At 68.2% G+C, this 12,379-nt stretch carries 8 protein-coding genes and 3 pseudogenes; 3 read left to right on the plus strand and 8 right to left on the minus strand.

Going from position 1 to position 12,379, the window contains the following annotated elements:
- Positions 1-113: 113 nt before the first annotated feature.
- The 7 genes and pseudogenes from DDQ41_RS25405 to DDQ41_RS25450 form a co-directional block, all read right to left on the minus strand.
- On the minus strand, positions 114-1,427 hold the full coding sequence (locus DDQ41_RS25405; protein WP_109296539.1) for a DUF4365 domain-containing protein: 1,314 nt from the start codon (positions 1,425-1,427) through the stop codon (positions 114-116).
- A gap of 269 nt (positions 1,428-1,696) precedes the next feature.
- A pseudogene (locus DDQ41_RS32945) lies at positions 1,697-2,191 on the minus strand (nucleotidyl transferase AbiEii/AbiGii toxin family protein); the annotation flags it as partial.
- Between the two features lie 1,909 nt (positions 2,192-4,100).
- Positions 4,101-4,942: pseudogene (locus tag DDQ41_RS33250) on the minus strand (DUF7676 family protein).
- Positions 4,943-5,366: 424 nt separating this feature from the next.
- Positions 5,367-5,576: a hypothetical protein gene (locus DDQ41_RS32695; protein ID WP_262508567.1), complete on the minus strand. Its 210-nt coding sequence runs from the start codon at positions 5,574-5,576 to the stop codon at positions 5,367-5,369.
- A gap of 147 nt (positions 5,577-5,723) precedes the next feature.
- A complete protein-coding gene (locus tag DDQ41_RS25435; protein WP_262508568.1) occupies positions 5,724-6,446 on the minus strand; it encodes an ABC transporter ATP-binding protein in 723 nt (240 codons plus the stop codon).
- A complete protein-coding gene (locus DDQ41_RS32700; RefSeq protein WP_262508569.1) occupies positions 6,436-6,945 on the minus strand; it encodes an iron chelate uptake ABC transporter family permease subunit in 510 nt (169 codons plus the stop codon). The genes DDQ41_RS25435 and DDQ41_RS32700 overlap by 11 nt, the downstream gene beginning before the upstream one ends.
- Before the next feature lie 86 nt (positions 6,946-7,031).
- Positions 7,032-10,058 carry a CHAT domain-containing protein gene (locus DDQ41_RS25450; protein ID WP_162602734.1) on the minus strand — a complete coding sequence of 1,009 codons (3,027 nt, stop codon included), beginning with the start codon at positions 10,056-10,058 and terminating at the stop codon, positions 7,032-7,034.
- 99 nt (positions 10,059-10,157) lie between these two features.
- On the opposite strand from DDQ41_RS25450, the gene DDQ41_RS25455 reads away from it, so the two are divergent.
- A complete protein-coding gene (locus DDQ41_RS25455) occupies positions 10,158-10,508 on the plus strand; it encodes a hypothetical protein (protein ID WP_109296541.1) in 351 nt (116 codons plus the stop codon).
- Complete coding sequence (locus DDQ41_RS31460) at positions 10,505-11,380, plus strand: hypothetical protein (RefSeq protein ID WP_162602735.1); 876 nt, start codon at positions 10,505-10,507, stop codon at positions 11,378-11,380. Before DDQ41_RS25455 ends, DDQ41_RS31460 begins: the two co-directional genes overlap by 4 nt.
- 165 nt (positions 11,381-11,545) lie before the next feature.
- On the opposite strand, the pseudogene DDQ41_RS32095 reads toward DDQ41_RS31460, so the two are convergent.
- Positions 11,546-11,653: pseudogene (locus DDQ41_RS32095) on the minus strand (DUF6411 family protein); the annotation flags it as partial.
- Positions 11,654-12,103: 450 nt separating this feature from the next.
- Between DDQ41_RS32095 and DDQ41_RS33105 the strand changes: the two are divergent.
- Positions 12,104-12,379 (plus strand): transposase, encoded by a 276-nt coding sequence (locus DDQ41_RS33105; RefSeq protein WP_109296543.1) that lies wholly within the window; start codon positions 12,104-12,106, stop codon positions 12,377-12,379.

Raw genomic sequence — 12,379 nt, forward strand, 5'->3', positions numbered from 1 at the left:
TCCGGTAGGGGAGTCGGCGTCGGCCGGGCCGAACACGCTGATGCCGTAGCGGGGATCGATGTGACGGTTTCCGGCGCGGAACTCTAGTTCCGGCTCATGAAGCACTGGTGCTTTCATTGCGGCAGCTCCCACAGTCCCTCGGCCAGCCCGTTCACGCTCGGCTTCGGCGCTGGTTCTTGCGGAATCCAGACGCTTTCGTCGATGGCGGCATCGCAGTCGAGCTGTAGGAGCTGGCCGAATCGGATGCGCTCATCCCGGCTCCTGAACAGGGTGTCATCGCCTTGCAGATAGTCGGCCCAGGCGCGTACGAGCTGGTAGACGGCATTGTTGCGTTCCAGCCGCTTGATCTTCTGGACGTACTCGGCGTCGAACAGGGAGTCGCGGTGACCGTCGATGGTGAAGTGGTAGGTGGGGTTGATCTCCAAAAACCACTGCTCACTCCAGCGGCGGAAGTACAGGCTGGCAGCGTAGTGACGGCAGAAGCTGATCTTGGTCTGGTCGTCCTTGCCGAAATACGGGGTGAAGAAGGTGCGTCCGCGGCTGCCTCGGTAGCGGCCTTTGATCTTCCGGCGGGACCGGTCGGGCGGGGCCTGCATATAGACGACCTTCTTGGTGGGATGCCAGACCAACTCGGGATGGTGGGCGGAGCGCAGCGTGAAGTTCAACAGGGACACGAAGCGCCGCTGCAGGTCGGAGTCCTCGGTGGTCGCCCATTCCTCAGTGAGGACGGAGGTGACCGGCCCGTCGCAGAGCACGGCCAGCGGGCCCTCGTCCAGTCGGCACAGCGAGAAGATCCGTCCGGCAGCCAGGACGAAGCCGCTCTCGAACTGGTTGCCGTTCGATCGCATCCGCTCCCAGGCATCGCCGCGGTCACGACAGGGCGTGGACGCCTCGTAGATGAGTGGGGCGAAGCCCTCAACCTTGAGGAGGTTCGAGACCAGCTGTTCGCTTCCTTCGAGCCGCGGCAACGGCTCCCCCACGGGTACGCCCAGGGCCGACAGCCGGCTGAAGGCGTCGGGGTCGAAGCGGTCTGCGGCCTTGTCGAACTGAACGACCCGCCGGGCTTTGCGTTCAGGGTCGGCGAACCAGGTGTCGACGCGCTTCCACCATGCTTGTTGGATACGCAGGTCGACGCAGATGAGCACGACTGGTCGCCTCAGCCGAAGCCAGTAGGCGATGTGGTCGGCCTTGCACGTGAACTTGAATCCCGTCGCCGTCTCGCCCCGAAATCCGACTTCTGTGCCTTTCACTTGAGCCAGGACGGCGACACCGGTGACTTCCCGGTCGACATCCACGAACTCGATCTGCCCGTCGACGGCGAAGTCACGTTTGGTGTCGTTCCACACATGGCCGGCATCGGAGACGGCCTTGTCGACGAATGCTTCACCCCGGTACCCAGCCCGCTGCTGGACACTGCGCTTCGGCATCCGATCAGTGCTCCGAGAAACGCACACATGTGCGCTCCGCAGCCCTGCTGAATCTGGGCGGCCGACGGCGCGCTTTGTTGTCCCACCCCATGCAGTGATCCTCCGTCGTTCGCGCGTGGTCCGAGTCAACTCAGGATAAGAGGGACCACTGACAATGACCTGTGCACGTCCTTCGGGAAGAGTGAACCCGGAGGCTGGGTACCTGAAAGTTTCGGGGTCCACACGGCAGCGGGGCCTGCTGAATGATCAACCTTTGTTTGGCTTGGGGCGAAGCGGCCGCGGGCGCGGCGACGGCCGAACTCCTCGAGTTCGGCCGTGGTCAAGAGGCGGCACGCAGCGAACACGTCGATCAGATCACGCGGCTCCGCAGTCGGCGAGAGCGCGGATCTTCGTCCCGATCACGTCCTCCTCCGCGAGGACAAGCCTGTACGGGTTCTGGGGGACGGCCGCCAGAAGATCTCCTTGAGAATGCCGACCTCACGTCCTGCCCGGTGGCTGGTCCGGTTACGGTTAAACGGGGGGCCAGCGGGGCGGTCTCGAGCGCCTGCACCTTCCAGTCCCGGCTTCCAGACCCCTACGGAGGGGCTGCGATGGCGGCCGCGGGCGCCGGGTTGTCGGTGGCGACATCGAGGTCCTGGCGGGGGCGGTTTACAAGGTGGTGCGCCCGCACGGTGTATCCGCCAGTGAGGACCAGGGGCGTACGGGGAGCCGAGCGCAGTCACATCCGCCAGCAGCCACGTGTGGAGCCCCGGCATGTCCGTCACGTGGCTGCCCGAGTGCGGGAGGCGAGCTCGGGGAAAGTGTCCTCCCAGACAGTGCGCACGGTGCGACCGACGAGTGTGCATAGCATTGGCCACAGCTGGAGGAGCAGGTCCTGGTTGAGATAGAGGGGCAGATCATCGTGCAGGCCCTCGTGTAGGGCGGTGCGCTGCAGGCCCATGCGCTGGCGTGGCTTGCTGAGGTCGTGCGAAGTCATCCCGGACCAAGCCATGTGCGGCGGCAGCGCCACGCCCCCTGAGTGGGTCCCTGCAGCTCGGCCAGCGACTCCGGTAGGCGCCGCCGCAACTTCTCCCGGTACAACGCGAGATCCTCGGCGTTCGCTCCCGAGAGGGCCCTCGGCGCGGGTGCGGGGCGCTGTGGGCTGGAAGGCATGACTCCATTGTCGTGGCCGGCCAAGTGGTGCGGATCATGATGTGCGAGCCGGTGTCCGCAGTGAACGCAGTCGAGCTCACGCAGGGGGAGCTGGTCGTGCCAGCCAGTTCCGCCCCCAGGAGAGATGGCTAGGTCGTCATGACGCTCGTTTGACGCTCTGGGCGTCCGTACGCAGGACAGCGAGCCGAGAAAGAGGCTTTGACCTGGCCTTTTCCGAGACTCGCTCAGGCCGACATCTTTCCGATGACCTCGCATGTGGAGTGCGTGGCGATCCTTGAGCCTGCGGTGAAGGGGCTCTGACCTGTGGTTTTGTAGGTTTCTCAGGCGAGGCCGGGCGCGCTCGACCTGTTTCCCGAAGTCCATGATGTGCCTGCGTTCGACAGAAGTCGGTTCGCCTAAAGATGCAAAGTGGGCCATGACCTGCAGCTTCATCGCCTCACGCCCGAATTGCCCGTGTCTCTAGGCGCTGACATTCCCGCTGGTCAAGGAGTTGGCGAGAGAGGCATGATTCTCTGACAATGCCACAAGATCCGAGGGTGATTCATCACCTTTCGCCACTTTTGCGGGCTTGCCTCGGCGTAGCGCGATGGGGCTAGAAACCCGCTATGTGATCGGATAGCGTGGTTGCAACGCCCCAGCATCAAGGGGCCCTTGGCGGTCATCACCGCGCTGACCAGCAAGAATGTCAGAGCCTAGAGACACGCCCCCTCTCCATGACCTAGTGCATCCTCCCTGGTCAGACCTCACCTTGTGACTCTAGGTGATGGGAATTCTGTCGAACCCAGGATGTGGAGGCTTGCCGTATGTTTGGGAGAGCTTCCGACTAGCCGTTTCGACAGCTGCCAGGAGGGCCCCGGGCTGCGGACCGCGATATTCGCATGGACGGCCGGTGCCACTCGTGACGCTCACCTGACGCTCGTTCTGATGGCATGTCAGGGATTTGTTGCTGGGCGGTCCGGAGGTCGAAGAGCAGGGGAAGGAGGTCGCCCGAGGCGGGGTGCGGCTGTTCCTGTCGGAGCACAGTGGCAATGCCGACACATCGGCCTCCCTCCGCATTCGGAATGTCGAAGCCTAGCTTCCGAGTTCGGAGTGCAGGCGAAGGACGCTCCGTGGGCGCGGGAGATTGACGCTACATCACCTGCGAAACCGTCAAGCCCCCGACGGTGGCTACCGGGGGTCGAGAACGCAGCCATTGCCAGATGCGGCACTAAGTCTGTCAAGGCCCCATGGGCAGCGGATGATCTGGAACTCCTTCAACGACCAACGCCCTCAGAGCGGCGGCCAGGTTCTGCGGGCCGAACAGCTCCGCGCCGCGGTACTCGGCGATCTCCTTCACGTCCCACCGTCGGATCGCCGTGCTGCTCTCCGCCGCGAGCTCATCCTCCGAGAGGGCGCCGACCGGTTCGAACGCACGGGTACCGCAATCCGTCTCGGGGTGAATATGGTTTCGCGTGCGCCCTGTTGCCAGCGACAACCCGTGTCCGGGTCGGCGGTACGGCGCCGCGGGGTCTCGGGCTGCGGTCAACCGCTGTGCTTGAAACCCTTGCTTGTGCGGTCGAGCGGGTCGTCGGGCAGTGAGAGGAAGCGGGCCCGCAATGCGTCCCACGCGTTGAGCCGGGTGAAGTCGGGGGTGTCGAGAATCTCCTGGCGGTCAGTGAGGAACGGGTTGGGCAGCAGGACGGTCATCATCTGCTCGTCGCGGCCGTTGAACAGGCGGATCCCCCAGCTGACGGGTGAGCCGTCGGAGCCGATGCTGCGGTAGAGCTCAGTGTGGGAGCAGCGGCGGATGCGGCCGAGTTCGGGGCCGGAGGCGGTGTGCTCGCCGATGCACAGGTGGAAGTGCCAGGCACCGAAGTCGACGGTGGCGTAGCGGTCGTTCATGGTGATGGCGGTGGGCGCGTTCGGGGCGCCGACCTCCCAGTCGGCGCCTTCGATGATGGGCCGAAGTGGATGTGCTGCCAGTGGTCGGTGAAGACGGTGGTGACGAGGTCGAGGAGGGTGGCCTCGTCGACCGGGAGGGGCCAGACGTGCTGGGTGCCGCCGCCCGGGTTTCGACGACGGTCGGCTCGGTGGTGGTCATGGGGTCTTCTCCTTTCCTTGGGGTTGAGGACGCAGTCGCCGCAGGTGCCCGTGCCTGGCACGCGGTAGTACAGGCAGCAGCTGCGGCGTCGGAAGGCGAGTGGTCCGGGAGGAGTGAAGCGGTAGGTGCCGGTGCCCGCCAGCGGTGGCCGGTCCAGCAGGCCGCGGACGAGACGTACGAGGGGGAGCAAGGGGGCCGTCGTCTTGGCCAGCAGGACGCGGTGGGCTCCGATCAGCGCCGAGGCGGCGTTGCCGCGCAGGGTGTGCGGGGATACGCCCGGCACGTGCCGTACGGCGTCGGCCCAGGGGGCCAGGTTCTGGACGGCGACGGTGTGGAGCAGGGCCGGGAGCGGTTCCTGGTCGACTGCTCTGAGGTCGGGGAGTCACAGGTCGAGGGGGCCGGAGGCGGGCAGGCGCCACCACAGCCGGTCGGGCGCCAGGTCGGGGACGCGGCCAGTGAGCGCGGCGCAGGCCAGGGCGACCGACCAGAGCCGGGAGGCGGTGCCCAGGTGCAGGATGGAGGCCGCAACCCTGGGCTGGTCGATGCCCAGCCGCCCGGAGACGGCTTCTACGCAGCTCCAGCGTGCCGCTGTGTTCGTACAGGTCGGTCAGCGGACGGAAGCCCTCCGCTTCGGGGCGCGGGCGGGTGGCCACGGCGAGGGCCAATGGTGGAGATCCGTGCCAGGGCGTCGGGGGTGAGGGTCGTGGTCACCACGTCCGCACCGTCCGCGTGAGTACGTGGAAGCCTCGGACGTGGACGGTCTGTCCCTCCGGTCCGGTGAGGGCGAGCCGGTCGGTGCCGTCCCAGCGCACCTGCCGGTCGGCGGGTGGGTCCACCCGGTAGGCGACGGCCAGTCCTTCCCGGGCGAGGGCGCGTTCGAGGAGGGGGAGCACATCGGCCGGTGCATCCACCGCCACCGCGGCGCGTGCGGTGCGGCGCAGGCCGAAAGGTGCGGACGCCGGGTCGAAGGCGAGGTGGTCGGCGTCGAAGGCGGCGGCGACCGCGCCGCTGCGGATCAGGTCCTCAGGCGCCCCGGCATGGACACGGGATTCGTGGTCGACGAGCTAGACTGCGTCGGCCACCCGCAGGGCCAATTCCAGGTCGTGGGTGCTGACCACGATGGTCAGGCCCCTGTCCCGGGCGAGGTCGCGCAGCAACACCGTGAGCGCCACGCGTGAGGGGACGTTGAGGAAGGCGGTCGGCTCGTCGAGGAGGACGAACTCGGGTTCCTGGGCGAGGGCGCGGGCGGTCAGGACGCGCTGGCGCTCGCCGTCGGAGAGCTCGGCGGCCGGCCGGTCCGCCAGATGTCCCGCGCCCACTGCCCGCAGGGACCACTCGACGGTCGCGTGATCGACCGCCGTGAGGCGTTCTGTGAACCCGGTGTGCGGGTGGCGGCCGAGCCCGGCCAGTTCCCGTACGGACAGCAGCCCGGGGTCCACCCGGTCGGTCAGGACGACCGCCAGTTGCCGAGCGAGCGAGGACGGTGACGCCTGCGCAAGGTCGGTTCCGCCGATCCGTATCCGGCCGTCGAGCGGCGGCAGCAGTCCGCACAGAGTCCTCATGAGCGTGGACTTGCCCGCGCCGTTGGGGCCGAGTAGGACGGTCAACTCGCCGGACCATGCTTCGAGGTCGAGCCCCGCGAGCACGGCCCGCTCCGCTCCGCGCCCGCGTCGCGGCGACCGGGTGCGGTAGCCGACGGCGAGCCCCTGCGTGACCAGGCCGCCGGAGCGGACCGGCCCGCCGGTCGTGTCCGTAGCGGCTCGGTCATGGTGTCGGTCATGAGGCAACTCCTTGTACGCCTCGGCGGCTGCGGATCAGGAACGCGATGACGACGGGGGCGCCGAACAGCGAGGTGATGGCGTTCAGCGGCAGCACGGAGTCGGTGTCGGGCGGCTGGCTCAGCGGCGCGCACGCCAGCGCCAGGAACGCTCCGGCGAGCATGGACGCGGGGATCAGCGCCCGGTGGTCCGAGGTGCCCAGCGCCACCCGCGTCAGATGGGGGACCGCCAGGCCGAGGATGGAGTGTGCCGTAGAACATGCAAGAGGGGCTGTGGCTGGGGCGGAAGCTGCGCGCGTAGGTCGGAACTCGCGCCCGGGCCCGGTTCGGCGGCGACCGGGAAGCGGCGGACCCTGGAAGTAGGAATCCTGGAGGCTGCCATGGAGATCGTGGAGGAGCGCCCGTACCGCTACCGCATCGATCCGCGGCGCGACATGAGGGTGTCCGGGATCGTGTTCGCCTCGAGCGCTGCTGCGGGACGCCGAGAAGTCGTTGGAGCAGGTCGCCAACGTGGCGCGCCTCGTCTACCGCCGCGTACCCGGTGGGTCCACCTTCGCCAGTCCCCAGGTCGTTCGGTCACCAACCGAACGACCTCTTACGGGCCTACATGGACGTACGGTGCCCAGCCCATCACGTCGTCGGGGTGATGTGCCCGTACGGCGTGCAATGCGGCGTGGAGCGCGGTCGCCGGGTTAGGCGCGGGCCGACGAGACATGTGCTCGTACACGAGGTCGGTGATGTCCGACGCGAGGGTGTCGTCGATGGACCACAGGGTGCCGACGACGTCCCTGAAGCCGGCGAGTTGGAGTGCTGTGGCGAAGCTGATGGCCTCGTCGGCCAGGACGATGCCGCCGCGCGAGGTTTCGCAGGCTGAGAGGAAAGCGAACTGCGCATGCGGCAACCGGAGATTCACGATGTCGCGCAGTGTCAGCGGACCGTCGTGCAGGATGAGCGCGCCGCGCGACGGGTGACCGAGGTCCTGCCTGCCATGGCACGCGAAGTGTGCCCAGGAGCAGTGGGTGAGGGCCTCTCGAACCGACGGCGCCGTGGCGGCGGGGCCGGTGACGAGTTCGGCGTCCGGGTGCCGCCGGTGCACTGCCCGGGCTTCCTGCTCGGCGGCCGGAAGGTCGGGCCAGCCCGGAGTCGAGGGCATGGAGACGATGAGGCCGCGTGCGGCCTCCCTGGCGCTCGGCGGCCGGGGGTGCGTCAAGGGGTGCTTCGGCGGATGCGTTCGGGTGTACAGCAGGGCCCGCAGTGTGGGGGTGTAGGACGAGACGACGCGGTCCAGCACCGCGTCACCGCCGCTCTCCGGGCGATGATGTCCCGCAGCGTGCATGGGCAGCAGCGTGAACAGTCCGGTGGGGCACCACCACAGACGGGGCCACTCGGTCCCGGGGCCGATCGGCTTGGTGTGGCCCAGCGCTTCCAGCACCGGCTTGGCGACGACTGCCCACAGCCAGGACAGGCCGTCCACGAGGGCCTCACTGGCCCTTAGCGGTGACGGTTCGCCGTCGACAGCGCGGGTGAAGCGGATGACCCGGTTGGCCACGTGCCGCTCGTCCAGCTTGAGGTCGAGCACCTGCACCCCCGCCCCGCTCAGGAGCAGGGCGTAGCACCCGTATCGGCTCGCGCACAGGAGGACCACCGGCCCGCGCTCCGCGGCGACGAGTAGCTTGGCGAAGGGCCGCGGCCGCAGGAAGTCGGCAAGGTCGGATACTTTGCGTATGTCGGCGAGGACCTCCTCCCGCTCCCGGGCGAGGGCCGCGCGTCGGTCGTTCGCACGCCGGCGCTCGTGCACCTCCTCCGCGGCCGTGCTGTACGAACCGTCGGGCAGCCGGTCCAGTTCGTCGAGGACCTGACGGAGCCGGTGGTCGAGCTCCGGCGCCAGGGCGCGCAGCTCGCTATGGTCGGTACGGGCTTCCAGGGCCTGGGCGAGCAGGATGCCACGGCCCTGTTCGATGAGTTCCACCGCGCGTTCCGCCCGGTCGGCCCGTACGGCGACGGCGGCGGCGTGCGCGACCAAGTTCGGGTGTTCCGCGATCAGGCGCTCCCGGTCGGCCCGGTCCAGGCCGCGCCAGGCGGTCAGCTCCAGCTGCTCCAGGGCGAGGGTGAAGGACTCGACAGCGCCGGTGAAGTCCTCCGAGTCGGCCGCGAGGTACCCGGCCGCGACGGCCGCCCAGGCGCGGTCCCGGGCCGGTGCGGAGGTGATCGAGGAGGCGTCGCGCAGTGCCTGCAGCGCCTGCTCGCGGTCGGCGGGGTCTGCGCCGGCGCGGTCCCGCAGTGCGTACCCCAACGTCATCAGGGTGTCCCTGCGGTACGGGTGGTCTTTGGGTAGGAGCGCGTCGGCCTCTCTCAGCGCCCCGATGGCCTCGTCGAGCTGGTCCACCGCCGAGAAGTGGTCGGCGTACGCCATCAGGGCCTCGGCGAAGCCGCGCAGCAGGTACGGCCGCTGGTAGCTGCCGACCCCGCACGCCTCGACCGCCGCCCGGCCTGCCTCGACGGCATCGGTGAGATCGCGGGGGTCGTGTTTCGACGTGAAGCGCTTCTGTAGGACACCGGCCAAGAGGCGCAGGCCGCGGGGCCGGTCCGGATGGCCATCTGTGGTGAGCGAGAGGGCGTGCCGTATGTGGGCGGCGGCTTCATCATGTCGGTCGACTCCGTTCGGGACCGTTCCGGGGTGGCCCTGGAGCGCCGCCGCCAGGTTCATCAGTCGGCTCGGCAGGTCCGGATGGTCGCGCGGGGTGGTCCGGACCGCCTCGAACTGTGCTTCCAGCGCCTCGGTGGCGGATTCGAACCGACCGGTGTGACCGTAGTGCTGGCTCAGGGCCGTGGCGAGGTTGGTGAGGTAGGCGGCGCGGTACTGGTCGTAGCCGGGGGCACCGTACGCTGCCTCGCGTAACGCCCGGATGGCGAGGTCCAGCCTGTCCAGGTCCCCTTCGCGCTCGTACAGTCTGATCGCGATGTGCCCGAGAGTCGAGAAGCACTTCGGGCGGTACGGGTCACCCTCAGGGAGCACGTCTTCGGCCATGAGCGTCACGTTGTAGGCTCGGGTCAGGGAATCCGCGTCGCCCGTGTACTCGTACCGGCGGGTGAGCACATTCCCGAGCATGATGAGGGACTCCGCCCACACTACGTCCTGCCGTGGGTTCGCCCGTACGGCGAACAGGCACAAGGCGACGGCGTCGTCGAGTAGCCGGGCATCTCCGTTGATCTCCGCCTCTTTGAGCAGGTTGACGCCCCGGGCCGTCAACGCGGTCAGTTGACTTGTGGGCGTGTCGCGTATCGGTTCCCCTTGCTCCATAAACACTTCCAACAGGTCGGTGGGTACGCAGTGCGGGGCCACCTGGCTCACCATCTTGTAGAACAGACCGCCGCGCCCGGCGTCCGCGTCCGAGCCGTCGTACTGGAAGCGTTGCCAGTGGAAGCTGGCCAGCAGCACGGCGACGTTGAACGCCCGCGCGGTCTCCACCTTCTCGGTCTGGGGAGCCAGCCAGTCGATGGCGTAGTAGAGGCGCTCGGCGAGCTGTTGTGCCTCGGGGCCCCGCAGGACTGCGGGGTCGCCGCTGGCGGAGAAGGCGGCGAGCCGGTCCTCCATGGCGAAGGTGAGTGTTTCGATGCTCATGACGCCCCTGGGTGGCCGCGTGGAATGCCGCCGAACTCATGACTCACACGTATGACCAATGAGACTATTCCGTGAAGGGCGTGTAGAGGGGGCGAACAGGTGGAACCCACCGCTGCGGACATCAGCGAACTCACGTGGATCTGCGATGACCTGCCGCAGCTGCGCACATGGGCGGCAAAGAAGGAGTGGGCCGTCGATCTGGACAGGGCCGTCGACGAGTTGCGCAACGGTACGCGGACGGCGGCAGCCGTGGCGGAAGAGGTCCGCCGACGCCTGGGCTGGCCGGTGCGGCGGCGGGGGTACGAGCCGGCACCCGGCCAGGCGCCCGCACCGCCACCGGCCGGCTTCTACACCTGTCCGGGCCGGCGCTGTTCACGTTGGAAGCACCGCGCGCCGGGCGGCCCGCTGCCCGAATGCGCCCTGTTCGGCGAGCCGATGTCCTTCGGATGAACACCTTTCTGTCCGAGCTGGGCAAGAAGCTCGCCGAACGCTGGGTGAGCGTGCTGGCCCTGCCCGGCGCGCTCTTCACCGCCCTTGTGACGGCGGGGTCCGTGCTCGGGCACCGCGACGCCCTGGACTGGCGGCGACTGGCCCGCGCCGCCGAGGACTTCATCGCCCACTTCGACCTCCGCCCGGTGCAGGCTGTCCTGCTGTCCGTGGTGATCCTGGGGGTCGGGGCCGGCATCGGGCTGCTGGCGCGCGGACTCGGCGGCGTGGTGGAGAGGGTGTGGTTGCTCTCAGGTCCGGTGTGGTTGACCGGCCGGCTCATCCGACGACGCCAGGACCGGTGGCGTCGCGCGCACTCCGCGGTCGAGAGCGCATCCACGGACGAGCGTGTCTCCGAGGTCGACAGAGCCGCTCTCGCCGAAGCCCGCAACGCCATCGCGCTCACCCAGCCGGCCCGACCGACGTGGATCGGTGACCGGCTGCGAGGCGTGGGAGTCCGCGTCCACGGCCAGTACGGGCTCGACTTCCCGTACGCCTGGCCACGATTGTGGACCTTGCTGCCTGAAACCTGCCGCAACGATCTGATCGCGGCCCGCGCGGCACTGACCGGCGCGTCGATTCAGGGCGGCTGGGGCCTGCTCTACCTGTGCCTGGGTACACAGTGGTGGCCAGCGGCCCTGGTCGGCGCCGTTCTCCTGCTCATCGGCTGGCGACGCGGCCGGGAAGCGGCGACCAACCTGGCGGACCTCACTGAATCGGCCGTGGACTTGTACGCCGCCGACCTCGCGCTGTCGCTCGGTGTGGACCTTCCATCCGGCTACCTCACACCTGCTCTGGGGAGGCAGATCAGCGAACGCCTCCGCAAAGGGACGTGAGATATCGGACCGCACCACTGAAGCCCCATAAGTGGGACGAAAACAGCCTAGTACTACGGGACGCCGCGGCGGCCCGATCGCAGGACGTCGGCCTACGTGCCGCCCCGGGGGCCCGAAGACTCGCGGGTGAGTGGTTCGAAACACTTCTGATGTGCGGCCGGAAAGCATGCGGCCGCGAGCCCGGCGGCCGGCTGAGCCGCTGCGGCCCACGGCGCGGGAACTGGTGTGGAAGGGCTTGCTCAGGAGCCGACCCAGGATGCCGGGCGCCTTCCCTCACGGTGAGTTAGCCCGCGTCCAGCTTCGGCCCCGGCTCGGGCAGCAACGGTTCGATCAGCGACCCCCTCTGCGGCTGTGACGCTCATTCGACGCTCCGGGCGTCCGATAGCCTGCTGGCGGGACCGTAAACCCAGGCTGACCTGCACGTTCTCCCCCGATGGCACATCGTGACATGTTTCCGATGACCTCGCACGTGGAGTGCGTGGCGATTCTTGAGCCTGCTGAAAAGGGCCGCTGACCTGCTAGTTTGCTGATCGTACAGTTTCGGGTGGGTCGCGCCCACATGTTTCCATGGGCATACGACGTGAACGTGCGTCGCTTGTCGGGCAAAAACTTCTGACCTGCGGTTTCGACCAGGGAACGGGGGGATCGCAGTGATGAAGTCCCCCCGTCGGCTGGACGGCTTGCTACTGGGACGGACAGTCCCGGAGGAAACAGTCACAGGTAGTGAGCAAGAAGAGCAATACGAGTAAGCGGTACACGGCCGAGTTCAAGCGGGACGCGGTCGCCTTGGCGTTGTCCTCGGAGAAGACAGTCACCGAGGTGGCGAGGGATCCTGGCGTGAGTCCGGAAGGGCTGCGCAGGTTCTTGCGCTCGGCGCCGGCCGGGTGCTGCGGCATTGGATGCGTCAGGCGGGGGGCCGGTTCTGCTGCACGATCGGGATGCATCGCTCATCGAGCGCTCGGGCGCAATAGACATACATCATTGTGGTACATACGCTAG

Origin of the sequence: Streptomyces spongiicola (genome assembly GCF_003122365.1) — a bacterium.
Classification (GTDB): domain Bacteria; phylum Actinomycetota; class Actinomycetes; order Streptomycetales; family Streptomycetaceae; genus Streptomyces; species Streptomyces spongiicola.